Raw genomic sequence first — 24,775 nt, 5'->3', positions numbered from 1 at the left:
ACGCCCGACGGGGTAAACCGGACCATCTCCACCCCAAAGCCCGGCCCGCTTTACCCCGTTCCTGCTTCTGTTACACAACCGACGGACAGCCGAGCGTTCTCCGCAGGCTGCCTCGGACGTCCCCGTGACAACCCCTCCGTAGCTTCATTGGCGTACCGCAGGAACCCGCGAAAGAACCAGCGGATCCGGCGGAACGAGCGACCCGCACAGCGGATCGCACCAGCGACACGAAGCGTGGACAACCGGCACCGTGCGACAGCGCGGACGTCGGAAACGGGGAGCGGAGGCGGTTGATCATGGCGCACGGCGAGGTGCTCGAATTCGAGGAGTACGTCCGTACCCGGCAGGACGCGCTGCTGCGCAGCGCCCGCCGGCTCGTCCCGGACCCGGTGGACGCCCAGGATCTGCTGCAGACGGCGCTGGCCCGGACGTACGGCCGCTGGGACGGCATCGCGGACAAGCGGCTCGCGGACGCCTACCTGCGCCGGGTCATGATCAACACGCGGACGGAGTGGTGGCGGGCCCGGAAGCTGGAGGAGGTCCCGACCGAGCAGCTGCCGGACGCCCGCATCGAGGACTCCACGGAGCAGCACGCGGACCGCGCCCTCCTCATGGACATCATGAAGGTTCTGGCACCCAAGCAGCGCAGTGTCGTGGTCCTGCGACACTGGGAGCAGATGTCCACGGAGGAGACGGCCGCCGCCCTCGGCATGTCGGCCGGCACGGTCAAGAGCACGCTGCACCGTGCACTGGCCCGGCTCCGCGAGGAGCTGGAGTCGCGGAACCACGACGAGCGCGCCGCCCGTGCGCTCGAAGCGAGCGAGGAGCAGGAGCGTTGCGCGGCCTGAGCACAGCGGCCGGCCCGGGCCCAGGGGGCAGACGGGCCACGAAGGCGGTGATCACGGCGGTGGCCGTGCTCGCCGCCCTCGGCCTTTCCCTCTCCGCCTGCGGCACGGGCGGCACCGGTGCCCGCGACGAGGGGCCGGCCGACAGCGACTCCCTCGCGGGCGGCGCGGCCTCACCGTCCGTCTCCGCGTCGGTCGACGGCGACGGGGACGGTGACGGCGATCACCCGAGCGTCGAGGAGGTCGTCCGGATGGTCCGCGCGGACCCGGAGGTCAGTAAGGCGGTCAAGAGCGACCTGGAGCCGTGCGTGGCGGACGAGTACCCGGTGGACGTGACGTACGGGGACCTGACCGGGGGTTCGTCCGAAGATCTCGTGGTCAATGTGATGACCTGCACGGATGCCGTCGGCGTGGCGTCGTACGTGTACCGCGAGGACAAGGGGAGGTACCGGAGCGTCTTCCTCTCCGAACAGCCCCCCGTCTACGCGGAGATCGACCGGGGCGACCTCCTGGTCACCCGACAGCTGTACGAGAATGGCGACCCGTCGTCGTACCCGTCCAGCGAGGAAGTGACCACCTACCGCTGGATCAAGGACGACTTCGTCCAGCGCTCCAGTACGCGTACCGAGTACAGCAGCGCGGTGGGCGGCGCGGAATCGGCGACGCCCGAGCAGAACTGACACCGGCACCGGCACACCGGCACCAGCACCAGCACCAGCACCAGCACCAGCACCAGCAGCGAACGACCCTGAGTGGACCTGACCGATCCTGACTGGTCTTGACCGACCCCGACCGAGAGCGAGCGAGATCACCGGATGGCAGAGCAGACCCATGTCCTGTTCGTCGAGGACGACGACGTGATCCGCGAGGCCACCCAGCTCGCACTGGAGCGGGACGGCTTCGCGGTCACGGCCATGCCCGACGGGCTGTCCGGGCTGGAGGCGTTCCGCGCGGACCGGCCCGACATCGCGCTCCTCGACGTCATGGTCCCGGGCCTGGACGGGGTCTCCCTGTGCCGCCGCATCCGTGACGAGTCGACGGTCCCGGTGATCATGCTCTCCGCCCGCGCCGACTCCATCGACGTGGTGCTGGGCCTGGAGGCGGGCGCCGACGACTACGTGACCAAGCCGTTCGACGGTGCCGTCCTGGTCGCCCGGATCCGCGCGGTGCTGCGCCGCTTCGGCCACGCGAGCGGCGGCGACGGCAGGGCCGAGGAGTCCGCGGCCGCGAGCACCGGCGGAGTGCTCACCTTCGGCGAGCTGGTGATCGACACCGAGGGCATGGAAGTACTGAAGTCGGGGGTGCCGGTGGCGCTGACGCCGACCGAGATGCGGCTGCTGCTGGAGTTCTCGTCGGCCCCCGGCACGGTCCTCTCCCGCGATAAGTTGCTCGAACGTGTGTGGGACTACGGCTGGGGCGGCGACACCCGGGTCGTCGACGTCCACGTCCAGCGGCTCCGCACGAAGATCGGCCAGGACCGGATCGAGACGGTCCGCGGCTTCGGCTACAAGCTCAAGGCCTGAGCGGGGCGGGGCGACATGAACATGAGGGGGATACGAGAGGGGCGGGGGCCGGAGTCGTCGGGCGTCGCCGACCGCCGGTCGGGCGCGGGGCCCGCCTCGGGCATCCGGACCGGTCTGCGATGGCAGCTGAGCGCGGCGATCGCGCTGGTCGGCGCCTTGGTCGCGGTCGCGCTGAGCCTGGTCGTGCACAACGCGGCGCGCGTCTCGATGCTCGACAACTCGCGCGACCTCGCCGACGAGCGCATCCAGGTCGCCCAGCGCATGTACGAGTCGGGCCGCCCGCTGAAGTCCGGCGCCTTCGGGGTGACGCTCGACGACCCCGACATCCCCAAGGACCTGCTGGCCAAGGTCGGGGAGGGCCGCCGGGCCACGTACGTGTCCGAGGGCGAGAACGGTGTGCCCGACATCTGGGCGGCGGTCCCGCTGAAGGACAAGCGCGTCCTGTCCCTGCACACCGACTTCACCGACCACAGCTCGGCGGTGATGCGGGACCTCGACCAGGCCCTGCTCATCGGTTCCATCGCGGTCGTCTTCGGCGGCTCGGCCCTCGGTGTGCTCATCGGCGGCCAGATGTCCCGCCGGCTGCGCAAGGCGGCGGCCGCCGCGCACCAGGTGGCCAAGGGCGAGTCCGACGTCCGGGTGCAGGACGCGATCGGCGGTGTCGTCCGCGACGAGACCGCGGAGCTGGCACGGGCCGTGGACGCCATGGCCGACACCCTGCGGCAGCGCATCGAGGCGGAGCGCCGGGTGACGGCGGACATCGCGCACGAGCTGCGCACCCCGGTGACCGGTCTCCTCACGGCGGCGGAACTGCTCCCGCCGGGCCGCCCCTCCGAGCTGGTCCGCGACCGGGCCCAGGCGATGCGCACGCTCGTCGAGGACGTGTTGGAGGTGGCCCGCCTGGACGGGGCCTCCGAGCGGGCCGAGCTGCAGGACATCCTGCTGGGCGAGTTCGTGGCCCGGCGGGTGGCGGCGAAGGACGCGGGGGTGCGGGTACGGATCGTGCACGAGTCGGAGGTGACGACGGACCCCCGCCGCCTCGAACGTGTCCTGCTGAACCTGCTGGCCAACGCGGCGAAGCACGGCAAGCCGCCGATCGAGGTGTCCGTCGAGGGCCGGGTGATCCGCGTGCGCGACCATGGCCCCGGTTTTCCCGAGGACCTGCTCGCCGACGGCCCCCGCCGCTTCCGCACCGGCGCGTCCGACCGCGCCGGCCAGGGGCACGGTCTCGGCCTCACCATCGCCGCGGGGCAGGCGCGCGTCCTGGGCGCCCGCCTCACCTTCCGCAACGTCCGCCCGCCCGGCGCGCCGGACGAAGTACCGTCCGAGGGTGCGGTCGCGGTGCTGTGGCTCCCGGAACACGCCCCCACGAACACGGGCAGCTATCCGATGCTGCCGATGTCGAACGACGGGGCGGGGTGACGGGGACCGGGGGGTCGTGGGTCATCCGCGGGTCCGGTGGGGGCTGGCCGCGCAGTTCCCCGCGCCCCTGAAAGGACCAGGCCCTGCGGGCCTGAAAGACCAGGCCGTGCGGGCCTGAGGGACAAGGCCCCTGCGGGCCGAAGAGCTCGGGGCGCAGCCCCGGCTTTTCAGGGGCGCGGGGAACTGCGCGACCAGCCCCCACCGGACCCGCACCCGCCAACGAACCGAACCCCCCGTCCCCGCAGGCGCGCGCCATCTCCTCAGGCCCGCGCCACCCCTCAGGCGCGCGCCATCTCCTCATCCGCGGCCCCCGCCTTACCCGGCGTCTCCGCCGCGGAAGGCCCTCCGGCCCCCCGCAACGGCACCTCCTTCACGAACACCGCGGCCACCAACGCCACCACGGAGACGATCGCCCCCAGCAGAAACGCCGAGTGCGTCCCGGAAGAGACCGCGTACTGGTACGCCTCCCGCGCCGGCACCGGCAGCTTCGCCAGACTCGCCGCATCCAGCTGCGCCGACCGCTCGGTCACCTGCGACCCCAGGGCACCGGCCCGCTCGGCCATCACATCCTGCACCCGGCTGTTGAACAGCGCCCCCATGATCGCGACCCCGAAGGAGGACCCGAGTGTCCGGGCCAGCGTGGTCGTCGACGACGCGACCCCCATGTCCTTCATCTCGACGCTGTTCTGCGCGACCAGCATGGTGATCTGCATCAGACACCCCATACCGGCACCCAGCACGGCCATGAACACCCCGGACGTCACCCGGCTCGTACCGGTGTCCATCTGCGCCAGCAGGAACAGCCCCACGATCATCAGGACGCTCCCGACGACCGGGAAGACCTTGTAACGGCCGCTGCCCGTGGTCACCCGCCCGGCCACCATCGACACCGCGAGCATCGCCCCCAGCATCGGCAGCAGCAACAGCCCGGAGTTGGTCGCGGACGCACCCTGCACGGACTGCTGGAACAGCGGCAGGAACAGCACCGCGCCGAACATCACGAACCCGGTGAAGAACCCGATCACGGACATCAGCGTGAAGTTCCGGCTGCGGAAGATGTGCAGCGGTATCACCGGCTCCGCCACCCGCTTCTGCACGAACAGGAACCCGACGAGCGAGGCCACCCCGAGCGCGATCAGCTCCATGATGACGGCCGACCCCCAGGCGTACTCGGTCCCGCCCCACGTCGTGACCAGCACGATCGCCGTGATGCCGACGGTCAGCAGCGCCGCGCCCAGATAGTCGATGTTCCGCGCCGACCGCCCGTCCCGTGACGGCTTCGGCAGATGCAGCACGGCACTGACGGCGATCAGCGCCACGACGCCGAGCGGCAGGTTGATGTAGAAGGACCAGCGCCAGCCCCAGTGGTCGGTGATGGACCCGCCCACGAGCGGCCCGGCGATCATGGCGAGGGCCATGACACCGGCCATCATCCCCTGGTACTTGCCCCGCTCCCGCGGCGGTATCAGGTCGCCGATGATCGCCATGACGCCGACCATCAGGCCGCCGGCACCGAGTCCCTGCACCGCGCGGAACGCGATCAGCTGGCTCATGTCCTGGGCCATCCCGCTCAGCGCCGACCCGATCAGGAAGATCACGATCGAGGTCATGAAGATGCGCTTGCGACCGTAGAGGTCACCGAGCTTGCCCCAGATCGGAGTGGAGGCGGCGGTCGCGAGCGTGTACGCGGTCACGACCCAGGACAGGTGTTCCAGGCCTCCCAGCTCGCCCACGATCGTCGGCATCGCGGTACCGATGATCATGTTGTCGAGCATCGCGAGCAGCATGGCGATCATGAGCGCGAGCAGCACCACCCGCACACTGCGCGGCTGCGGCCCACCCGCCTCGGCCGCACCGTTCACTTCTGTCTTCGTCTCCGCACCCATCGCGGTCCTCCACTCCCCCCGGAGCTCCATGCACTTACTTGCCGACCGGCTAGTTGTCTACACTGAGGGAAACTAGGTCCCTAACTAGCCGGGCGTCAAGTAAGTTCTTCGGGCTTGGCCGAGGCTTGACCGACCCAGGCCATCCGTGACGGCGAGGAGTACGAGGATGAGCGGCACGACAGAGGACGCGACGACGAAGCGGCAGCGTCGCGGCAACACCCGTCAGCGCATCCAGGACGTCGCCCTCGAACTCTTCGCCGAACAGGGATACGAGAAGACCTCGCTGCGGGAGATCGCCGAACGCCTCGATGTGACGAAGGCGGCGCTCTACTACCACTTCAAGACCAAGGAAGACATCCTCATCGGTCTCTTCCAGGACCTTCAGCGCCCCATCGACGAACTGATCGAATGGGCCGGCACCCAGCCGCGCACCCTCGACACCAAGCGGGAGATCCTGCGCCGCTACAGCCTGGCCCTGGCCGACGTGGCCCCCCTCTTCCGCTTCATGCAGGAGAACCAGGCGACGGTACGCGAGCTGAGCGTCGGCGAGACGTTCAAGGAGCGCATGATCCGCCTGATCGACACCATCAAGGAACCGGACGCCGCCCTGACCGACCAGGTCCGCTGCACGAGCGCCCTGTTCACCATGCACGCCGGGATGTTCGTCCTCCAGGACGTCGAAGGCGACCCCGAGGACAAGCGCAAGGCGGTCCTGGAGGTCGCGATCGATCTGGTGACCCAGGCACACGCGGGCGCCCAGGGCTCTTGAAAAGCCTCGTATCCGGGTAAAACCTCAGAGCCTTCGGGGACCTCCCGGGCACTCGCACGAGGAGGCACCCGTGGACGCCGACCAGTACACCCGCATGTCCGACGAGGAGCGCGCTGAGTTCCTGCGCAGACGCCACGTCGTCGCCGTCGCCGTCACGGCAGCCGTGACGGTGGTGATGCTCCTGGTCACGCTCGTCCTCATCGACCACTACGCCGACACCCCGATGTGCGGCACGGGCCAGGACTACGGCCCGTGCTGACGCGGCTCGCCCTCGCGGGAGCGAAGTCAGACGGTGACGCCCTTGGCGCGCAGGAAGGCGACCGGGTCGACGGCGGAACCGTAGCTCGCCTTCGTACGGATCTCGAAGTGCAGGTGCGGCCCGCTGGAGTTACCGGTGTTGCCGGAGAAGGCTATGCGCTGCCCGGTCTTGACGACCTGCCCGACCTTCACGCCGACCTTCGAGAGGTGGGCGTACTGCGAGAACGTGCCGTTGCCGTGCTTGATGACGACGGCGTTGCCGTACGCGGGGCCGTCGCCGGCACCGTTGCCGCCGGCCTTCACGACGGTACCGCCGTGCGCGGCGGCGACGGCCGTACCGCTCTTGACGGCGAAGTCCTGCCCGCTGTGCTTCGCGGACCACATGTTGCCGGCCTGCGCGAACCGCGCGCTCAGCTTGTAGCCCTTGACCGGGCTGACCCAGGAGACCGCCTTCTTGGCGGCGGCGGTCTGGACGGTGGCGGTGCCGGCGCTCGCGGCCTGGGCCCCACCGGCGGCGGCCGCGACCCCGGCCCCCAGCACGCCCGAGACCCCCATCCCGACGGCCATCACGGCGGCCCGGACACGGAGCTGGGACGTACGGGTGCGGGGAGTGCGAACACGCTGCGACATGGATTACCTCACGGGGAACGGAGACAGGGACTGTGCCTCGACGGACACGCATTCCACCCGGCGCACCTCTGCGTCCGCCGAACGGGATAACCCTTGGTACCCCTGCGCCCCGAAACCCCCCAAACGTGTGATCTACGAACGAACCTCGTACTCCCCCAGAAATCCCCCCACTCCTTGACACCCACCCCCAAACACAGCCCCACCTGCACTCCACCGCCCGAAACCCGCACCACCCGACCTAAAAGTCCGTTTTGCCCACCACGCGTCACCCACTATTCCTCCTAGTACCGGACAAATCCCCTGTGCCCCATGTCACCGGCTCGTGGATCGGAGAACCCCGGAATGTGACGCGGACTACGCGATCCGCGTCACTCGGAACGCGGTGGAAATACTCCAGGCGGTCGGCTACCTCGGTGCCGACCAGCTCGGTGTGGTCCTCCACCCGAGCGGGCCGCGAATTCTCGTCATCCGCGACAACCGGGTTCTCGGCGGTCTGGGCTTCCTCTCGGGGCAGGACCGGCTGACGCATCCGGACGTCAGCGACGGCACCCCGCATCTGAAGGACCTGTCTGCGCTCATTGAGCTCCCGCTCACCGGCCGGCACGGGACTCCCTGCCCGGCCTGGAAAAACCGGCTGCCCTGCATTCGCCGGCGGCTTCCACCGCCTCGGAGGCGCTCGACCCGGGTTTCCCGCTCTACGCCGATTCCCTCGACGAAGCTCTTCCCGGGGCCTGCCGCCGGCCTATCCGCGATTCACCAAGGACGCTGTTGCGGTTCACCGGACTTCACGGCCTGAGCCGTATGCACTCGGTGAAGCAGCTCACCATCGCCAAGCTCCGGGAAACACTCACCCCGGAGGACTTCGCGGAGATCTCCCGGATGCCCGCCCTCACGGAATTGCGCGTCGACTTGATCGCGACCGGTGGGGAAGCCGCGCCGGTGCCGCCGAGCATCACCAGTTTTCGGCTCAACAACTTCTCCGGTGCCGAAGAGTCCCGAAACTCCCCGACCTCCTTCCGGATCTACGCCACCGGACCGCGGCCCGGAAGAACCGCCGGCCGGAATACAAAAAAAGGGGCTGCCCCGGGACCGAAGTCCCGGGGCAGCCCCTTCCGCTCGCTCAGGCCGAGCGCCGCGGTTACGCGTCCTTGCTCAGGTTCGGCCCCGGACCGCCGGCCGCCTGCTCGATCGGCGGGACGTCCGGCAGCGCCGACTTCTCCTCACCCCGGAAGGTGAAGATGGCCGCGTCGCCCTCGCCCTCGGTGTCCACGACCACGATGTGGCCGGGGCGCAGCTCGCCGAAGAGGATCTTCTCGGAGAGGGTGTCCTCGACCTCGCGCTGGATGGTGCGACGCAGCGGACGCGCACCCAGCACCGGGTCGTAACCCTTCTTGGACAGCAGCTCCTTGGCGGACTGGGAGAGCTCGATGCCCATGTCCCGGTCCTTCAGGCGCTCGTCAACCTTGCCGATCATCAGGTCGACGATCCGCAGGATGTCCTCCTGCGTGAGCTGCGGGAAGACGACGACGTCGTCGACACGGTTGAGGAACTCGGGCCGGAAGTGCTGCTTGAGCTCGTCCGAGACCTTGTTCTTCATGCGCTCGTAGTTGGTCTTCTTGTCGCCCGAGGCCGCGAAGCCCAGGTTGAAGCCCTTGGAGATGTCCCGGGTGCCGAGGTTGGTCGTCATGATGATGACCGTGTTCTTGAAGTCCACGACCCGGCCCTGGGAGTCGGTCAGGCGACCGTCCTCCAGGATCTGCAGCAGCGAGTTGAAGATGTCCGGGTGGGCCTTCTCGACCTCGTCGAAGAGGACGACGGAGAACGGCTTGCGGCGGACCTTCTCGGTCAGCTGGCCGCCCTCTTCGTAGCCCACGTAACCGGGGGGCGAACCGAAGAGACGCGACACCGTGTGCTTCTCGCTGAACTCCGACATGTCGAGGGAGATCAGCGCGTCCTCGTCGCCGAAGAGGAACTCGGCGAGCGCCTTGGACAGCTCGGTCTTACCGACACCGGACGGGCCGGCGAAGATGAACGAACCACCGGGACGCTTCGGGTCCTTCAGACCGGCACGCGTACGACGGATCGCCTTCGACAGCGCCTTGACGGCGTCGACCTGGCCGATGACCCGCTTGTGGAGCTCGTCCTCCATGCGCAGCAGACGCGAGGACTCCTCCTCGGTCAGCTTGAAGACCGGGATGCCGGTGGCGGTCGCGAGGACCTCGGCGATCAGCTCGCCGTCGACCTCGGCGACGACGTCCATGTCGCCGGCCTTCCACTCCTTCTCCCGCTTGGCCTTGGCGGCCAGGAGCTGCTTCTCCTTGTCGCGGAGGGAGGCGGCCTTCTCGAAGTCCTGCGAGTCGATCGCGGACTCCTTGTCGCGGCGGACGCCGGCGATCTTCTCGTCGAACTCGCGGAGGTCCGGCGGCGCGGTCATCCGGCGGATGCGCATCCGGGAACCGGCCTCGTCGATCAGGTCGATCGCCTTGTCCGGCAGGAAGCGGTCCGAGATGTAGCGGTCGGCGAGCGTCGCCGCCTGCACCAGGGCCTCGTCCGTGATCGAGACGCGGTGGTGCGCCTCGTACCGGTCACGGAGACCCTTGAGGATCTCGATGGTGTGCGGGAGCGAGGGCTCGGCGACCTGGATGGGCTGGAAGCGGCGCTCCAGGGCCGCGTCCTTCTCCAGGTGCTTGCGGTACTCGTCCAGCGTGGTGGCGCCGATGGTCTGCAGCTCACCGCGGGCCAGCATCGGCTTCAGGATGGAAGCCGCGTCGATGGCGCCCTCGGCGGCACCCGCACCGACCAGCGTGTGGAGCTCGTCGATGAACAGGATGATGTCGCCGCGGGTGCGGATCTCCTTGAGCACCTTCTTCAGGCGCTCCTCGAAGTCACCGCGGTAGCGGGAGCCGGCGACCAGCGCGCCGAGGTCGAGGGTGTAGAGGTGCTTGTCCTTGAGGGTCTCGGGCACCTCGCCCTTGACGATGGCCTGGGCGAGGCCCTCGACGACTGCGGTCTTGCCGACGCCGGGCTCACCGATCAGGACCGGGTTGTTCTTCGTACGACGGGACAGCACCTGCATGACCCGCTCGATCTCCTTCTCGCGCCCGATGACCGGGTCGAGCTTGGACTCACGAGCGGCCTGGGTGAGGTTCCGGCCGAACTGGTCGAGGACCAGGGACGTCGAGGGGGTGCCCTCGGCGGGGCCGCCGGCGGTGGCGGTCTCCTTGCCCTGGTAACCGGAGAGCAGCTGGATGACCTGCTGCCGCACCCGGTTGAGATCTGCGCCCAGCTTGACCAGGACCTGGGCGGCGACGCCCTCGCCCTCGCGGATCAGGCCGAGCAGGATGTGTTCCGTGCCGATGTAGTTGTGGCCCAGCTGAAGGGCCTCGCGGAGCGACAGCTCCAGGACCTTCTTGGCACGGGGGGTGAAGGGGATGTGCCCGGACGGGGCCTGCTGCCCCTGCCCGATGATCTCCTCCACCTGCTGACGGACCGCCTCGAGCGAAATCCCGAGGCTCTCCAGGGCCTTAGCGGCGACACCCTCACCCTCGTGGATCAGGCCCAGGAGGATGTGCTCGGTGCCGATGTAGTTGTGGTTGAGCATCCGGGCTTCTTCCTGAGCCAGGACGACAACCCGCCGCGCGCGGTCGGTGAACCTCTCGAACATCGTTAATCGCTCCTCAGAGCGGTCAGGCAGTGAGGGGACGCTCCCCTCGCTGTCCTTCCGCAGCTTAGTCCCGCAAGCGGGGACCGCTCATTCCAACTGCCGACACCGTCCTTGGCCTCCTGACCCCGAACGCCGACATCTGCTCCAACCCGATGGTGCGAGACGATGTTCCCGCAGGCCAGGCAGTTACCCCCACCATCAGTACGCCGATGGCGAACGTGAGACGGCCTTTCCTGCGTGTCGCCCCCTCCCACTAGGGATGTCTTACCCGTAGGCACGGACACTCCATGCCGGATGCACCGGTTCGCTCCGCTACGGGCGAACATCCTTGCGTCGCCACCCATCGCCGAACACCCCCTTTTCCGGCACTCTCCGCATCCGATCGGATACCCAGCGTAACTTCGGGCTCCTTCGCACGGTTTCTCCTGACATGGCCATCGTCCCCCTTCCTCGCCGACCGTTCGACCCGAGCGACGCCTCGGGTGCCGTCACGCGCGATGTTCCGGGCGACGACGCGTGCGACGCGGTGCGGCAGTGGTATGAGAACGAGCTCGGCTGGGCGACCGTGCCCGGGACGCCCGTACATCTCCTTACGGGCCTGCGCTTCGATGTGCTCGACGTGCCGGTGGAAGCGGGGGTCGCGGCGCTCAGGCATCTGGGGCCGGTGCCCGGTCCGGGCTCGCCGGTGGCGCTGCGCGGCGGGCGGATGCTGCTGCTGGTCGCGGCGGGCGGCGCGGAGGAGCTGCCGGGTCTGCTGGCCTGGCTGGACTGGGGCGGCCTCGACCTGGACCTCACGGCCGTCGGAACGGGCGGTCACATGGCGGCGCCGGCGCCTCCGGGCGGGGCCGAAAGGCTCGGGGGCGCGTGCGGGGAGGCCGGTTCACAGGGGGCCGCCGCATGGCTGCGGCCCCCCGAGCCGGGGTGCGAGGTGGAACCCTCGCTGCCGAGCATGTCGGCGTTGGGGGGCGGTGGGGGCGCCCCCGACCTCGTGCGAGTGGTGGACACGGTGGCGACGCACTGCCACCGCGTCCGGCTGCGGCGCGCGAGCACCGGGCCGTCGGAATCTCAGCCGTTGGCCTTCTCGTAGGCCTCGCGGATGGAGGCGGGGACGCGGCCGCGGTCGTTGACCTCGTAGCCGTTCTCCTTCGCCCAGGCGCGGATGGCCGCGGTGTCCTGGCTGCCGCCGGAAGCGGCACGAGCCTTGCCACGCCCGCCCGCAGCACGACCTCCGGTACGGCGGCCACCCTTGACGTAGGCGTCGAGAAGGCCGCGAAGCTTGTCCGCGTTGGCGGTCGTGAGGTCGATCTCGTACGTCTTGCCGTCCAGCGCGAACGTCACGGTCTCGTCCGCCTCGCCGCCGTCGAGGTCGTCGACAAGAAGGACCTGAACCTTCTGTGCCACCGGATTTCCTTTCATCGATAACTTCAGGGCCGGGGGCCTGCGGCGAGCGCCGCTGTTTCACGTCCCCTGTTATATGCAGTACTGCAGTACGTCGGAAAGCAAACCGCTTTTCCTGGAAAAACACAAACCCCTGGGAGAGACCGAGGAGAGACTGCGGAGAGGAGGAGGGGCCGGGGAAGACCGGAAACATGCGCGTTTCGGACATAGGGCACCCGGGCAGGGCGACCCGCACCGGAATAGGAGTCGAGGTTCTTCGAGGGAACCCTGGGTTCCTAGCGGATCCGTAGCGGATCCCTAGCGGATCCGTCCGCGATCACAGATGCAGAAGCATCCGGCTGTTGCCCAAGGTGTTCGGTTTCACTCGTTCGAGACCGAGGAACTCCGCGACGCCCTCGTCATAGGAACGCAGCAGCTCCGCGTAGACATCGGTGTCGACCGGAGTCTCACCGATCTCCACGAAGCCGTGCTTCGCGAAGAACTCGACTTCGAAGGTCAGACAGAAAACCCGGCGAACACCCAGCCAACGAGCGGTGTGCAGCAACTTCTCCAGCAACTGGTGACCGACGCCGAGACCCTTGGCGTCCGGGTCCACCGCGAGAGTGCGGACTTCCGCGAGGTCTTCCCACATCACGTGCAGCGCACCGCAGCCGACGACCTCCGCGTCCGAGCCGGCGCCCCGTTCCGCGACCCAGAACTCCTGGATGTCCTCGTAAAGCGTGACCGTCGCTTTGTCGAGCAGGATGCGGCGCTGGACGAACGAGTCGAGGAGGCGGCGCACATGCGGGACATCGCTGGTCCGAGCCCGCCTGACGGTGATGGCTTTTGCGGTGACTTCAGGACTCGTTGCTGGCATGAGCGGACGCTATCGCCCGGGGAGATCGGGGGATTCGCCGGGGGTCCCCTGTGTTTCGCCGGACGTTTCGACGGATTCGGCGACGGTTTCAACAGGGGTTTCGCCGGCCGGGGCGGCGGGCGCGGCCGGTTCGGGTTTGACGGGCTCGGGGCCTTGCACCATGCGTACGGCGTCGGTGAGAGCCTGTCGCTGTTCCTCGCTCATCATCCCGAAGAAGGCGACGAGAGCGGCCGCGGGGTTGTCGCTCTGCGACCAGGCTTCGTTCATCAGTGCGGCCGAGTAGGCGGCGCGAGTGGAGACCGCCTCATATCGATAGGCCCGGCCCTCCGCCTCCCGGCGCACCCAGCCCTTCTGATGGAGATTGTCCAGAACGGTCATCACCGTGGTGTAGGCGATGGACCGTTCCTGCTGAAGATCTTCCAGGACTTCCCGAACCGTCACCGGGCGGTTCCACTTCCACACCCGCGTCATGACCGCGTCTTCGAGTTCTCCCAATGGGCGAGGCACAGTTCCGCACCATATCCGGAGAAGTTGAACAAAAAGGGCGTACGACTCGAAAAACACACGAGTCGTACGCCGATGGGGCGGGTCGCGTCAGGCGCCGGTGCCCCTGCGGTCGGTGTCGGTGGCCTGCCGGGCGTTCTCCGCGCGGGCGAGCGCCGCGTCGACGACCGCGTCCTCCTTGGCCTTGTTGGGGCCACCCTGGGTCTTCACGATCACCCTGATGACGGCGATGAACAGCACGGCCATCACGAAGGGGGGCAGCAGCGCGGAGACGTAGTCCATGGGTCCAGGGTAGCCAGGGCTAGACGGCGGCCAGTTGTCGGGGCGGGTTCGCGGGTGGGGCGGCCGGTTTCCGCTTGGGCGGGAAGACCTCGCCGGGGGTGGGGATGGGACGGCGGGCGGGGCGCGGGGCGTCGGGACGAGGGACCGGGCCGGGTTTCTCGGCGGGCTCGGCGGGACGGGACGGGCGGGCGGGCTTGGGCTCGGCGGGCTCTCCGGCGGCGGCACGCGCGTGTGTGCCCGGTTCCGACAGGCCGCCGGGGAGAGCGGTGAGCCGGAGCAGGGAGCGGCCGGAGGCGGAGCGGGAGGCCGGGACGACCACCGCCGAGGTGGCCGCGCGCCCCGCGAAACGGGCGCGCACGTCCTGTTCGGCGAGCGGACGGCAGCGTTCCAGGAGGGCCGCGGCGGTGGGATTGCCGCGCAGGGCGCGCAGGGCGGCGAGGTCGTCCGGGTGGGGGCGGTACCCGGCGTCCAGGGCCTCCGCCAGGAGCGCCGCGTACCCCGTGACCGTGCCGGGGAGCGCGGCGCGGTAGCGGGCGAGGTCGGCCAGCAGGAAGGCCCTCCGACGGGCGTCCTCGCGGGTCGCCTCGTCGACGGACTCGGCGAGCCGGAGGCAGTCCTGCACCTCCTGGGCCGAGGCGGGACTGGGGTTGAGGGCGAGGGCGAGGGCACGACGGAGCACACGCAGCTCGTCAGCGCCGAACGCCATGCCGCCGCGGGTTCCGTGGGGCGTGGGCATGCGGCGACGATACGCGCTAATCAGACAAAAGAGATGCGCGGACAGCGCGTGGCGCCGGGGTTCCACCCGCGTGGGCGGATCTTCCTCGCCCCCGCCGCCCCTACCCGTCCCGTCCCCCGGGGGCGCTGCCCCTTCGACCCCGAGGGGGGTGGGTTGTCGGGTGCGGGTGGGTGGGGCTTCTCGCGCAGTTCCCCGCGCCCCTTTTCAGGGGCGCGGGGAACTGCGCGAACGGGGTCCGGGGCGGAGCCCCGGGGACGGGACGGGTAGGGGCGGCGGGGGCGCAAACTCCTCAGAGACGCGAGACGTTCCGCTCGTACACCAGCCGCAACCCGATCAGCGTCAGCCACGGCTCGTGCTCGTCTATCACCGAGGACTCGCCCAACACCATCGGCGCCAGCCCACCCGTCGCGATCACCGTCACGTCCTCGGGATCGTCGGCCAGCTCCCGGACCATGCGGCCCACGACCCCGTCGACCTGACCCGCGAACCCGTAGATGATGCCGGACTGCATGGCCTCGACCGTGTTCTTGCCGATCACACTCCGCGGCCGGGCGACCTCGATCTTCCGGAGCTGGGCGCCCTTGACGCCGAGCGCCTCGACGGAGATCTCGATGCCGGGGGCGATGACGCCGCCGACGTACTCCCCGCGCGCACTGACCGCGTCGAACGTCGTGGCCGTACCGAAGTCGACGACGACGGCCGGGCCGCCGTACAGCTCGACGGCGGCGACGGCGTTGATGATGCGGTCGGCGCCGACCTCCTTGGGGTTGTCCGTCAGGATCGGGACGCCGGTCTTCACACCCGGCTCGACGAGGACGGCCGGGACGTCGCCGTAGTAGCGGCGGGTCACCTCGCGGAGCTCGTGCAGGACGGACGGGACGGTGGCGCAGATCGCGATGCCGTCGATGCCGTCGCCCAGCTCCTCGCCGAGGAGCGGGTGCATGCCCATGAGGCCCTGGAGGAGGACCGCCAGTTCGTCGGCGGTGCGGCGCGCGTCCGTGGAGATGCGCCAGTGTTCGACGATGTCCTCGCCGTCGAACAGACCCAGGACGGTGTGGGTGTTGCCCACGTCGATCGTCAGCAGCATGGCCCGTCCCCGTCCCTACTCGGCCGCGCGCAGGTCGAGGCCGATGTCCAGGATCGGGGACGAGTGGGTCAGGGCCCCGACGGCCAGGAAGTCGACGCCCGTGTCCGCGTACGCCTTCGCGTTGGTCAGGCTCAGGCGGCCCGAGGCCTCCAGGAGGGCGCGGCCGTCGACGATCGCCACGGCCTCCTCGCACTCGGTGGGCGTGAAGTTGTCCAGGAGGATCAGGTCGGCGCCCGCGTCGACGACCTCGCGGAGCTGGTGGAGGGTGTCGACCTCGACCTCGATGGGCACCTCGGGGAACATCTCGCGCACGGCCTCGAAGGCCTGGGCGACGCCGCCCGCGGCGACCACGTGGTTGTCCTTGACGAGGGCCGCGTCGGACAGCGACATGCGGTGGTTGATGCCCCCGCCGCAGCGGACCGCGAACTTCTCCAGGGACCTGAGTCCCGGTGTCGTCTTCCTGGTGTCGCGCACCTTCGCCTTGGTGCCCTCCAACGTGTCCGCCCACGCGCGCGTGGCGGTCGCGATGCCGGAGAGGCGGCACAGCAGGTTCAGTGCGCTGCGTTCGGCGGTGAGGAGGTCCCGGGTGGCGCCGGTGACGCTGAGGAGCTTCTGGCCGTCCTCGACACGGTCGCCGTCGTCGACGTGCCGCTCGACCTCGAACTCGTCGGAGCAGGCCACCGAGAGGACCGCCTCGGCGATTCTGAGGCCCGCCACGACGCCACCCTCCCGGGCGGTGAAGTCGGCGGTGGCGCGGGCGTCCTCGGGGATGGTCGCGACCGTGGTCACGTCCACGCCGTGGTCGAGGTCCTCCTGGATGGCGACGTTGGCGATGTCCTCGACCTCCACGGGGTCGAGTCCGGCGTCGGCCAGGAGCTGGGCGAGCGCGGGATCGAGCCCGCACTCCAAATATTCCTCGCTGAGGCCGTCGTCGGCGCCGCAGGCGCAGCCGTCGCCGCAGCCGCCGCTCTGGGCGAGGGGAAGGTCGGGAGTGCTCACGTCTGTCACTGCTCCTGCTGGTGCTGCCGGGTCGGGGGGAAGTCTGCGGTATCGGTGGTGTGTACGGCGAGCGTCCGGTCCGGATTCAGCCGTACGACGATATGGCGGCGCCAGGCGGCGTCGTCGCGGTCGGGCTCGTCCTCGCGCCAGTGGCAGCCGCGGGTCTCCTCGCGCAGCCGGGCGGCGGCGACCAGGACCCGGGCCACGCACAGGAGGTTGGTGGTCTCCCAGGTGTCGACGCCGGGCTCGGCCGTCTTGCCGTTCTCGGCGAGGGCGCCGCGGGCGTCGGCGTGCAGCCGGTCCAGGGTCGCGGCGGCCGTCGCCAGGGAGGTCTCGGAGCGCAGGACGCCGGCGCCCTGCGTCATGGTCCGCTGGATCGCGAACCGTATCTCCGGGGCCAGCAGCGGGTGCGCGGGCTGCTCGGCGTACGGGACGGGCTGGGGCACGCGCGCGTGGAGGCCGTTCCCGGCGTGGGCCGCGGCGATGTCGGCGACGATGCGCTCGGCGTAGACCAGGCCCTCCAGGAGGGAGTTCGAGGCGAGCCGGTTGGCGCCGTGGACGCCGGTGCAGGCGACCTCGCCGCAGGCATAGAGGCCGGGGACGGTGGTCCGGCCGTGGGAGTCGGTGCGGACGCCGCCGGAGGCGTAGTGGGCGGCCGGGGCGACCGGTATGGGCTCGGTCACCGGGTCGAAGCCGTGGGCGCGGCAGGCGGCGAGGATCGTCGGGAAGCGGTGCTCCCACATGTCGGCGCCGAAGTGCCGGGCGTCCAGGTACATGTGTTCGGTGCCCTGCTCCTGCATGCGGCGCATGATGCCCTTGGCGACGATGTCCCGGGGCGCCAGTTCGGCGAGTTCGTGCTGGCCGACCATGAAGCGGGTGCCGTCGGCGTCGACGAGGTGGGCGCCCTCGCCGCGTACCGCCTCGGAGACCAGGGGCTGCTGGCCCTCCGCGTCCGCGCCGAGGAACAGCACGGTCGGGTGGAACTGGACGAATTCGAGGTCGGAGACCTCCGCGCCCGCGCGCAGGGCGAGGGCCACACCGTCGCCGGTGGAGACGGACGGGTTGGTGGTGGCGGAGAAGACCTGGCCCATGCCGCCGGTGGCGAGGACCACGGCGGGGGCGTGGACGGCTCCCACGCCGTCGTGCTGGCCCTCGCCCATGACGTGCAGGGTGACACCGGCGGTGCCGCCGTCGGCGTCGGTCAGCAGGTCCAGGACGAGCGCGTTCTCGACCGTGCGCAGGCCGCGCGCGCGTACGGCCTCGACGAGGGCCCGGGAGATCTCGGCGCCGGTGGCGTCGCCGCCCGCGTGGGCGATGCGGCGGCGGTGGTGGCCGCCCTCGCGGGTCAGCTCCAGGCCGCCCTCCTCCGACTCGTCGAAGTGGGCGCCGGTCGCGATCAGGCGGTGCACGGCGTCGGGTCCCTCGGTGACGAGGAGCCGTACGGCCTCCTCGTCGCACAGGCCCGCGCCGGCCACCAGGGTGTCGTCCAGGTGCTGTTCGGGGGTGTCGCCCTCGCCGAGGGCCGCGGCGATGCCGCCCTGGGCCCAGCGGGTGGAGCCGTCGTCGAGACGGGCCTTGGTGACGACGACCGTACGGAGGCCGGCGGCCTCGCAGCGCAGCGCGGCGGTGAGGCCGGCGACGCCCGAGCCGACGACCACGACGTCGGCGGCGATGGACCATCCCGGTGCGGGCGCGTGCAGTCGTATGCCTGTGCTGGTCACGAGGCGGCTCCGAAGGTCAGGGGGATGTTGTCGATCAGCCGGGTCGTCCCCACCCGGGCCGCGACGGCGAGGACGGCTTCGCCGGTGAAGTCGTCGGGGATGTCGGTGAAGTCGGACGGGTCGACCAGGGCCAGGTAGTCCAGGGCGATCGGCGGCTTCATGCGCAGGGCCTCGTCGAGGACCAGGCGGGCGGCGGCGCGGACGGCGGCCGGGCCGCCGGGCGCGGACTTCGCCATGGCGTGCGCGTCGGCCGCCGCGCGGGACTCGCCGATGGCGCTCAGGGCCTCGGCACGCGCGCGCGTGGCGGGCACCTCGCGGGCCCGCGCGCGCAGCGCCTCCTGCGCGGCGTGCCGGTCACGGCCCGCGAACAGCGCCTGCGAGAGCGCCAGGGCCGTACGGCGCTCCTCGGTGGACAGATACCGGTTGCGGCTGGACAGGGCCAGGCCGTCGTCCTCGCGGACGGTCTGCACGCCCACGATGTCCATGCCGAAGTTCAGGTCGCGGACCATGCGGCGGATCAGGGCGAGCTGCTGGGCGTCCTTCTGGCCGTAGAGCGCCACGTCGGGGCGGGTGAGGTGGAGCAGCTTGGCGACGACGGTGAGCATGCCGTCGAAGTGCCCGGGGCGGGCGGCACCCTCCAGGCGCTCGCCCATGGGCCCCGCGGTGATGCGGACCTCGGGTTCGCCACCCGGGTAGACCTCGTCCACGGTCGGGGCGAACACCACGTCGGCGCCCGACTGGTCGGCGAGCTTGACGTCGGCGTCCAGGGTGCGCGGGTAGCGGTCGAGGTCCTCGCCCGCGCCGAACTGGAGGGGGTTCACGAAGACGGTCACGACGACCTCGCCCGTGCCGCCGACGGTCTCGCGCGCGGCGCGGATCAGGGTGGCGTGGCCCTCGTGCAGGGCGCCCATGGTCATCACGACGGCGCGGCGTCCCGCACGCGCGCGGGTGTGCAGTTCGTCGGCGGTGCGCAGCACGGTGGTGGTCATCGGGCGTTCCCTTCGGTCCCGTCGGTCCCGCCTGCTCCGGTGGTCCCGTCCGTCCCGCCCGCGAGTACCCCGAGGAGGTCCTCGGCCAGCTCCGGCTTGAGCAGGCCGTGGGCGAGGGCCCGGTCGGCGGTCGCGCGGGCCATCGCCAGATACCCGGCGACCGTCGCCGGGGCGTGCGCGCGCAACTCGGCGACGTGCGCGGCGACCGTGCCCGCGTCCCCGCGCGCGACGGGGCCGGTGAGGGCCGCGTCGCCCGACCTGAGGGCGTTGTCCAGGGCGGCGCCGAGCAGCGGGCCGAGCATGCGGTCGGGGGCGGAGACGCCGGCCGTGCGCAGCAGTTCCATGGACTGGGCGACCAGGGTCACCAGGTGGTTGGCGCCCAGGGCGAGGGCCGCGTGGTAGAGCGGGCGGTTCTCCTCGGCGATCCACTCGGGCTCGCCGCCCATCTCGATCACCAGGGCCTCGGCGGCCATCCGCAGCTCGTCCGGCGCGGTGACCCCGAACGAGCACCCGGCGAGCCGTTGCACGTCCACCTGGGTTCCCGTGAACGTCATCGCGGGGTGCAGCGCCAGTGGCAGCGCGCCGGCCCGCAGCGCGGGGTCCAGCACCTTCGCGCCGTACCGCCCGGAGGTGTGCACGAGGAGCTGTCCCGGCCGAACGGAACCGGTCTCCGCGAGGCCCTCGACCAGCCCCGGCAGCGCGTCGTCCGGGACGGTCAGCAGGACCAGGTCCGCGTGGCGCAGCACCTCGGCGGGCGGCATCAGCGGCACATCTGGCAGCAGCTCGGCGGCGCGTCGCCGGGAGGCGTCGGAGACCCCGGAGACGGCCACCGGGCGGTGCCCGGCCAGTTGTAGGGACGCCGCCAGCGCGGGACCGACACGGCCGGCGCCGACCACGCCGACGGCGAGCCGCGCGGGGCGGTCCTTCGGCTCTGGTTGCTGGAATGTACTCACTCGGTGGAGGCCTTCCCGTTCCAGTCCGCTCTGGGTACCGGACGATTTCTCGTCATGTTAACGCGATTGGTTCGAGGGGCGTTCGGTTGTCCACAGGCTGTGGGTTGCCGTGGGCCGTTTCCGCAGGTCGCGTTCGCGAGGCCGGGGACGCGGGCCGCCGGCGCGAAAAGCGGGTGCCGGGCGGGACGGGGCCGGGGGATGATCCCGGGATGAGCGAAACGGCGGAGACGGCGGAGACGGCGGAGACGGCGGAGACGACCGCCGCAGAGGAAGCATCCGAGGAGTCCCCGACGGCTCTGCGGTACAAGCGGCGGCAGGCCGCCCATCGGGCGGCCGAGCGGGTGCTGGCGCGGACGAGCGCGCTGGCGACGCTCCGGGAGCGGCTGGCGCTGCTGGACTCGGCCGGGGACGTGTACGACCTGGACGAGACGGCCGACATGTACGGCAACGGGGTCGTCGAGGCCCTGGAGGAGCGGACCGCAGCGCTGCTCGGCATGGAGGCCGCCGCGTTCTTCCCGACCGGCACGATGGCCCAGCAGGTGGCCCTGCGCTGCTGGGCGGCCCGCACCGGGAACCCGACCGTCGCCCTGCACGCGCTCGCCCACCCCGAGATGTACGAGCGGCATGCGTTCAGCCAGGTCAGCGGGTTGCGCCCGGTCCGGCTGACGAGCGAGCCACGGCTGCCGACCGCCGACGAGGTACGCGGCTTCGACGAGCCCTTCGGCGCGCTGATGCTCGAACTGCCCCTCAGGGAGGCCGGTTTCGTACTCCCCTCCTGGGAGGAGCTGACGGAGGTCACCGAGGCGGCGCGCGAGCGGGACGCGGTGGTCCACTTCGACGGGGCCCGCCTGTGGGAGTCCGCCACCCACTTCGGTCGCCCCGTGGACGAGATCGCGGGCCTCGCCGACAGCGTCTACGTCTCGTACTACAAGTCCCTCGGCGCCTACGGTGGTGCCGCGATCGCCGGCCCCAGGGCCCTGATCGACGAGGCGAAGGCCTGGCGGCACCGGTACGGCGGCCAGCTCTTCCAGCAGTTCCCCACCGCCCTGTCCGCCCTCGTCGGCCTGGAGCGCGAGCTGCCCCGGCTGCCGGAGTACGTCCGCCACGCGCGCGTGGTCGCCGCCGGGCTGCGCGAGGGCTTCGCCGCGGCGGGGGTGCCGTGGGCCCGGGTGCACCCCGAGGAGCCGCACACCAACGAGTTCCAGGTCTGGCTGCCGTACGAGGTCGACGTCGTCGCCGAGGCCGCGGTCCGCCAGGGCGAGCAGACGAACGCGCTGCTCTTCGCCCGCCCTTGGGACCGGGGCGGGCCGGGGCTGGCCGTCACGGAGATCGAGGTACGGGCCGCCGCGCTGGAGTGGACGGCGGCGGACGTGCGGAGGGCCGTGGCGGACTTCGTGGCGCTGGTGGAGAAGGTCGCGGGCGCATAGGTGCCGGATGGGTTGGCGGCTTGCGGCGTGCGCGGGAAGAACGACGTCCCGGACGGCTGCTCGGGCAGGGGGCCGGCCGCCCACCGGGGCCGGGACCGGGACCGGGGACGTCAGTCGAACCGGATGTGCCGTACGCCGACCGCCGCCTGTCGCAGCCGGGTCCGCAGCGCGCCCTCGTTGTTCGGCCGCAGCCGGAGGCCGGCCAGAACGGCGATGCGGTCGGCCGTCCTGGGCACGGTCGAGTGGTCGGTCCACAGGTGCTCGGCGAACTCCGGTTCCCGCAGCCGTTCCAGGCAGTGGTCGAGTTGTTCGACGGCCCAGCTCTCCCGGCGGAGCGGGGCGTTCTTCCCGGCGACGTACTGCAGGAGGTGCCCGAAGCCGCGTTCGCGGAGCCGCTTCAGCACGGTCTCGCGCCGGGCGAGGAGCGTGAAGTGGCGTACGTCGTGGCCGAGTTCGCGCAGGCGTTCGACGGTCTCCGCGAAGTGGCCGGGATCGGTGACCGTCATGGGGGCGATCACCACGCCGTCCCGCTCGGTGAGGGCGAGGTCCAGGACCTCGACCACGCCCTGCCGCCAGGCCGCCAGATCCTGGAAGTCGCCTCGCAGTTCGGGCGGCAGCATGCGGTGCAGCCCGAAGCCCGGGTGCTCGGGATCGCAGATGACGCTGCCCGGCAGCCGCCGTTGGATCTCGTGCGCAGTCTGTGTTTTGCCGCCCCCGAAGGGGCCGTTGATCCACAGGAGCATGCGGGCACCCTAGTGCGCCGTGATGACGCCGGAGTCACGCTCTCCTGTGGCTCGGCCGGGACCGGTGGGCCCCGGGGGGCCTCAGCCCTGCCCTCCCGCCCGGACCAACCCCGTCTCGTACGCCAGGACCACCACCTGGACGCGGTCGCGCAGGCCCAGCTTGGTGAGGATGCGGCCGACGTGGGTCTTGACCGTGGCCTCGGAGAGGACGAGACGGGCGGCGATCTCGCCGTTGGACAGGCCCTGGGCGACGAGGATCATGACCTCGCGCTCGCGCTCGGTGAGGCGCTCCAGCTCCTTGTGCTTCGGTTCCGTGCCGGTGCTCGGGAGCATCGGGGCGAACCGGTCGAGCAGGCGCCGGGTGGTGGAGGGCGCGACGACGGCGTCGCCGCTGTGCACGGCACGGATCGCGGCCAGCAGCTCGCCGGGCGGCACGTCCTTGAGCATGAAGCCGGAGGCGCCCGCCTTCAGCCCGGAGAAGGCGTACTCGTCGAGGTCGAAGGTGGTCAGGATGAGCACCTTGGGCGGGTCGGGCTCCGCGCAGATGCGGCGGGTGGCCTCGACGCCGTCCAGCTTCGGCATACGGACGTCCATGAGGACCACGTCCACCTCGGTCGACCGTGCGACCAGCAGGGCCTCGACGCCGTCGCCCGCCTCCGCCACGACCTCCATGTCCGGCTGGGCTGCCAGCACCATCCGGAACCCGGTGCGCAGCAGCACCTGGTCGTCGACGAGCATTACGCGGATCGCCATCGGGTCCTCTTCCGTGTCCACAGCAGGTCTACAGCGGGTCTACAGATGCCAGCGAGTGGCATGACCGTGTCAGTGTGCGGGCTTCAGGGGCAGCAGGGCGCTGATCCGGAAGCCGCCGCCGGGGCGGGGACCCGCGTCCAGCGTGCCGCCGACCATACCGACGCGCTCACGCATACCGATGAGGCCGTGCCCCTGACCGTCGGCGCCGCCCTCCTCGTACAGCTCGTGGGGCGCGCCCTTGCCGTCGTCCTCGACGAGCAGGCCGAGGCCGTCGTCGAAGTAGACCAGCCGGACGCTCGCACCGGTGTTCGGGCCACCGTGCTTGCGGGTGTTGGTGAGGGCCTCCTGGACGATGCGGTACGCCGTCAGCTCCACACCGCTGGGCAGCGGCCGCGGGGTGCCCTCGATCTTGAAGTCCACGGGCAGGCCGGCCACCCGGCACTGCTCGACGAGGTCGTCGATCTGTTCGACATCGGGCTGCGGGACGTACTCGCCGACCTCCTTGTGCTCACCGGTGCGCAGCACGCCGAGCAGACGGCGCATCTCGGCGAGGGCCTGGCGGCCGGTGGAGGAGATGGTCTCCAGGGCCTTCTTCGCCTGGTCGGGGGCGGCGTCGAGGACATACGCGGCGCCGTCGGCCTGGACGACCATCACGGAGACGTTGTGCGCGACGACGTCGTGCAGTTCCCGGGCGATCCGGGCACGCTCGGCGGCGACCGCGACCTTGGCCTGTGCCTCGCGCTCCTTCTCCAGCCGGGCGGCACGCTCCTCCAGCTGCGCGAAGTACGCGCGGCGGGTGCGCAGGGAGTCGCCGAGCACCCACGCCAGGGCGAAGGGCACGGTCAGGACGACCGCGAGCACCGCGTTCCCCAGCGTGCTCACCTGATCCTCGGTCCAGCGCAGCTGCGCCAGTGACGCCGCGCAGAGGCCGCCGCCCAGGGCGAACCAGGAGGCCCAGCGGGCGCCGTTCGCCGCGACCGTGTAGATGACCACGAGCATCGCGAAGTCGGCCGGGATTCTCGGCACGTCGAGGATCAGCTGCGCGAAGCCCGCCGCGGCGGCCAGCATCAGCATCTTCTCGGGCATACGGCGCCGCAGGGCGATCGACAGACTGAGCGCGAGCGAGATCACCACGAACGCGGTGTCGTTCATGTCGTTCGCGTAGTCCGTGGCGATCGCTCCGCCGACGAGGGTCATCCCGAGCAGGACGACGGCCCAGAAGCTGTCGACCCATGTCGGGTGCCGGCGGAGGAAGTCATAGAGGCGCTGCACGTAACCCAGCGTAGGGAAGCGGGCGGTGTGCCGGGGTCAACCGGAGGGCCGATCCGTG

The 24,775-nt window shown here is 70.8% G+C and carries 24 protein-coding genes; 8 read left to right on the top strand and 16 right to left on the bottom strand.

Going from position 1 to position 24,775, the window contains the following annotated elements; genetic code table 11:
• The first annotated feature begins 296 nt into the window (after positions 1–296).
• From OG272_RS28705 to cseC, 4 genes are all read left to right on the top strand, one after another.
• Entirely contained in the window at positions 297–848 is a 552-nt protein-coding gene (locus tag OG272_RS28705) for a SigE family RNA polymerase sigma factor (protein ID WP_326579312.1), read from the top strand.
• The gene (locus OG272_RS28700; protein ID WP_326579314.1) at positions 836–1,525 is read left to right on the top strand and encodes a hypothetical protein; all 690 of its coding nucleotides are present in this window, start codon (positions 836–838) and stop codon (positions 1,523–1,525) included. Before OG272_RS28705 ends, OG272_RS28700 begins: the two co-directional genes overlap by 13 nt.
• A 135-nt stretch (positions 1,526–1,660) precedes the next feature.
• A complete protein-coding gene (gene cseB / locus OG272_RS28695) occupies positions 1,661–2,368 on the top strand; it encodes a two-component system response regulator CseB (protein WP_326579316.1) in 708 nt (235 codons plus the stop codon).
• Between the two features lie 15 nt (positions 2,369–2,383).
• On the top strand, positions 2,384–3,790 hold the full coding sequence (cseC, locus tag OG272_RS28690; protein WP_405895177.1) for a two-component system sensor histidine kinase CseC: 1,407 nt from the start codon (positions 2,384–2,386) through the stop codon (positions 3,788–3,790).
• Between the two features lie 278 nt (positions 3,791–4,068).
• Here cseC and OG272_RS28685 read toward each other — a convergent pair whose 3' ends face one another.
• Positions 4,069–5,676 (bottom strand): MDR family MFS transporter, encoded by a 1,608-nt coding sequence (locus OG272_RS28685; protein WP_327728328.1) that lies wholly within the window; start codon positions 5,674–5,676, stop codon positions 4,069–4,071.
• A 166-nt stretch (positions 5,677–5,842) separates the two neighbouring features.
• Between OG272_RS28685 and OG272_RS28680 the strand changes: the two genes are divergently transcribed.
• Both OG272_RS28680 and OG272_RS28675 read left to right on the top strand, forming a co-directional pair.
• On the top strand, positions 5,843–6,445 hold the full coding sequence (locus OG272_RS28680) for a helix-turn-helix domain-containing protein (protein ID WP_326579322.1): 603 nt from the start codon (positions 5,843–5,845) through the stop codon (positions 6,443–6,445).
• A 70-nt stretch (positions 6,446–6,515) separates the two neighbouring features.
• On the top strand, positions 6,516–6,704 hold the full coding sequence (locus OG272_RS28675; protein WP_326579324.1) for a hypothetical protein: 189 nt from the start codon (positions 6,516–6,518) through the stop codon (positions 6,702–6,704).
• Between the two features lie 26 nt (positions 6,705–6,730).
• Here OG272_RS28675 and OG272_RS28670 read toward each other — a convergent pair whose 3' ends face one another.
• Together OG272_RS28670 and OG272_RS28665 are read right to left on the bottom strand one after the other, a co-directional pair.
• Positions 6,731–7,333 (bottom strand): M23 family metallopeptidase, encoded by a 603-nt coding sequence (locus OG272_RS28670; RefSeq protein ID WP_327728330.1) that lies wholly within the window; start codon positions 7,331–7,333, stop codon positions 6,731–6,733.
• A gap of 1,138 nt (positions 7,334–8,471) precedes the next feature.
• Positions 8,472–10,997, bottom strand: a complete 2,526-nt coding sequence (locus OG272_RS28665; RefSeq protein WP_326579328.1) for an ATP-dependent Clp protease ATP-binding subunit — start codon at positions 10,995–10,997, stop codon at positions 8,472–8,474.
• A 430-nt stretch (positions 10,998–11,427) separates the two neighbouring features.
• Here OG272_RS28665 and OG272_RS28660 point away from each other — a divergent pair, with 430 nt between their 5' ends.
• Entirely contained in the window at positions 11,428–12,084 is a 657-nt protein-coding gene (locus OG272_RS28660; RefSeq protein ID WP_405895175.1) for an SCO3374 family protein, read from the top strand.
• Here the strand turns inward: OG272_RS28660 and OG272_RS28655 are convergent.
• The 10 genes from OG272_RS28655 to OG272_RS28610 form a co-directional block, all read right to left on the bottom strand.
• On the bottom strand, positions 12,063–12,398 hold the full coding sequence (locus OG272_RS28655) for an Lsr2 family protein (RefSeq protein WP_326579332.1): 336 nt from the start codon (positions 12,396–12,398) through the stop codon (positions 12,063–12,065). The genes OG272_RS28660 and OG272_RS28655 overlap by 22 nt on opposite strands.
• A gap of 313 nt (positions 12,399–12,711) precedes the next feature.
• Positions 12,712–13,251: an amino-acid N-acetyltransferase gene (locus tag OG272_RS28650; RefSeq protein ID WP_326579334.1), complete on the bottom strand. Its 540-nt coding sequence runs from the start codon at positions 13,249–13,251 to the stop codon at positions 12,712–12,714.
• 9 nt (positions 13,252–13,260) lie between these two features.
• Entirely contained in the window at positions 13,261–13,722 is a 462-nt protein-coding gene (locus OG272_RS28645; protein ID WP_327732151.1) for a BlaI/MecI/CopY family transcriptional regulator, read from the bottom strand.
• 123 nt (positions 13,723–13,845) lie between these two features.
• Positions 13,846–14,037 (bottom strand): hypothetical protein, encoded by a 192-nt coding sequence (locus OG272_RS28640; protein ID WP_326579338.1) that lies wholly within the window; start codon positions 14,035–14,037, stop codon positions 13,846–13,848.
• Positions 14,038–14,056: 19 nt separating this feature from the next.
• On the bottom strand, positions 14,057–14,743 hold the full coding sequence (locus OG272_RS28635) for a hypothetical protein (RefSeq protein WP_327732152.1): 687 nt from the start codon (positions 14,741–14,743) through the stop codon (positions 14,057–14,059).
• Positions 14,744–15,062: 319 nt separating this feature from the next.
• The gene (locus OG272_RS28630) at positions 15,063–15,860 is read right to left on the bottom strand and encodes a type III pantothenate kinase (protein WP_326579341.1); all 798 of its coding nucleotides are present in this window, start codon (positions 15,858–15,860) and stop codon (positions 15,063–15,065) included.
• A gap of 15 nt (positions 15,861–15,875) precedes the next feature.
• Positions 15,876–16,859, bottom strand: coding sequence for a carboxylating nicotinate-nucleotide diphosphorylase (gene nadC / locus OG272_RS28625; RefSeq protein ID WP_326579343.1), 984 nt, complete (start codon positions 16,857–16,859; stop codon positions 15,876–15,878).
• 5 nt (positions 16,860–16,864) lie between these two features.
• A complete protein-coding gene (locus tag OG272_RS28620; RefSeq protein ID WP_405895174.1) occupies positions 16,865–18,580 on the bottom strand; it encodes an L-aspartate oxidase in 1,716 nt (571 codons plus the stop codon).
• Positions 18,577–19,569 (bottom strand): pantoate--beta-alanine ligase, encoded by a 993-nt coding sequence (gene panC / locus OG272_RS28615; protein ID WP_405895173.1) that lies wholly within the window; start codon positions 19,567–19,569, stop codon positions 18,577–18,579. The genes OG272_RS28620 and panC overlap by 4 nt, the downstream gene beginning before the upstream one ends.
• Entirely contained in the window at positions 19,566–20,522 is a 957-nt protein-coding gene (locus OG272_RS28610; RefSeq protein ID WP_326579349.1) for a DUF2520 domain-containing protein, read from the bottom strand. Before OG272_RS28610 ends, panC begins: the two co-directional genes overlap by 4 nt.
• A gap of 209 nt (positions 20,523–20,731) precedes the next feature.
• Here OG272_RS28610 and OG272_RS28605 point away from each other — a divergent pair, with 209 nt between their 5' ends.
• Positions 20,732–21,949, top strand: a complete 1,218-nt coding sequence (locus tag OG272_RS28605) for a threonine aldolase family protein (protein ID WP_405895172.1) — start codon at positions 20,732–20,734, stop codon at positions 21,947–21,949.
• 110 nt (positions 21,950–22,059) lie between these two features.
• Here OG272_RS28605 and OG272_RS28600 read toward each other — a convergent pair whose 3' ends face one another.
• The 3 genes from OG272_RS28600 to OG272_RS28590 all read right to left on the bottom strand — a co-directional run bounded on the left by OG272_RS28600 (position 22,060) and on the right by OG272_RS28590 (position 24,717).
• The gene (locus OG272_RS28600) at positions 22,060–22,692 is read right to left on the bottom strand and encodes an AAA family ATPase (RefSeq protein ID WP_327728334.1); all 633 of its coding nucleotides are present in this window, start codon (positions 22,690–22,692) and stop codon (positions 22,060–22,062) included.
• Between the two features lie 81 nt (positions 22,693–22,773).
• Positions 22,774–23,445: a response regulator transcription factor gene (locus OG272_RS28595; protein ID WP_326579355.1), complete on the bottom strand. Its 672-nt coding sequence runs from the start codon at positions 23,443–23,445 to the stop codon at positions 22,774–22,776.
• Between the two features lie 69 nt (positions 23,446–23,514).
• Positions 23,515–24,717, bottom strand: coding sequence for a sensor histidine kinase (locus OG272_RS28590; RefSeq protein WP_326579357.1), 1,203 nt, complete (start codon positions 24,715–24,717; stop codon positions 23,515–23,517).
• Between the last annotated feature and the right edge of the window lie 58 nt (positions 24,718–24,775).

The organism is Streptomyces sp. NBC_00104, assembly GCF_045160825.1.
Lineage (GTDB): Bacteria > Actinomycetota > Actinomycetes > Streptomycetales > Streptomycetaceae > Streptomyces.
The sequence above is the reverse complement of the archived record's forward strand: the minus strand, read 5'-3'. Positions and strand labels throughout refer to the sequence as shown.

What these genes read in the sequence shown, in the direction of transcription:
- OG272_RS28660 (WP_405895175.1), top strand. Translation starts at nt 11,428, where the DNA reads ATGGCCATCGTCCCCCTTCCTCGCCGACCGTTCGACCCGAGCGACGCC.
- OG272_RS28645 (WP_327732151.1), bottom strand. Translation starts at nt 13,722, where the DNA reads ATGACGCGGGTGTGGAAGTGGAACCGCCCGGTGACGGTTCGGGAAGTC.
- OG272_RS28600 (WP_327728334.1), bottom strand. Translation starts at nt 22,692, where the DNA reads ATGCTCCTGTGGATCAACGGCCCCTTCGGGGGCGGCAAAACACAGACT.
- OG272_RS28630 (WP_326579341.1), bottom strand. Translation starts at nt 15,860, where the DNA reads ATGCTGCTGACGATCGACGTGGGCAACACCCACACCGTCCTGGGTCTG.
- OG272_RS28685 (WP_327728328.1), bottom strand. Translation starts at nt 5,676, where the DNA reads ATGGGTGCGGAGACGAAGACAGAAGTGAACGGTGCGGCCGAGGCGGGT.
- OG272_RS28665 (WP_326579328.1), bottom strand. Translation starts at nt 10,997, where the DNA reads ATGTTCGAGAGGTTCACCGACCGCGCGCGGCGGGTTGTCGTCCTGGCT.
- cseC (WP_405895177.1), top strand. Translation starts at nt 2,384, where the DNA reads ATGAACATGAGGGGGATACGAGAGGGGCGGGGGCCGGAGTCGTCGGGC.
- OG272_RS28650 (WP_326579334.1), bottom strand. Translation starts at nt 13,251, where the DNA reads ATGCCAGCAACGAGTCCTGAAGTCACCGCAAAAGCCATCACCGTCAGG.
- OG272_RS28640 (WP_326579338.1), bottom strand. Translation starts at nt 14,037, where the DNA reads ATGGACTACGTCTCCGCGCTGCTGCCCCCCTTCGTGATGGCCGTGCTG.
- OG272_RS28680 (WP_326579322.1), top strand. Translation starts at nt 5,843, where the DNA reads ATGAGCGGCACGACAGAGGACGCGACGACGAAGCGGCAGCGTCGCGGC.
- OG272_RS28595 (WP_326579355.1), bottom strand. Translation starts at nt 23,445, where the DNA reads ATGGCGATCCGCGTAATGCTCGTCGACGACCAGGTGCTGCTGCGCACC.
- OG272_RS28635 (WP_327732152.1), bottom strand. Translation starts at nt 14,743, where the DNA reads ATGGCGTTCGGCGCTGACGAGCTGCGTGTGCTCCGTCGTGCCCTCGCC.
- panC (WP_405895173.1), bottom strand. Translation starts at nt 19,569, where the DNA reads ATGACCACCACCGTGCTGCGCACCGCCGACGAACTGCACACCCGCGCG.
- OG272_RS28605 (WP_405895172.1), top strand. Translation starts at nt 20,732, where the DNA reads ATGAGCGAAACGGCGGAGACGGCGGAGACGGCGGAGACGGCGGAGACG.
- OG272_RS28705 (WP_326579312.1), top strand. Translation starts at nt 297, where the DNA reads ATGGCGCACGGCGAGGTGCTCGAATTCGAGGAGTACGTCCGTACCCGG.
- OG272_RS28670 (WP_327728330.1), bottom strand. Translation starts at nt 7,333, where the DNA reads ATGTCGCAGCGTGTTCGCACTCCCCGCACCCGTACGTCCCAGCTCCGT.
- cseB (WP_326579316.1), top strand. Translation starts at nt 1,661, where the DNA reads ATGGCAGAGCAGACCCATGTCCTGTTCGTCGAGGACGACGACGTGATC.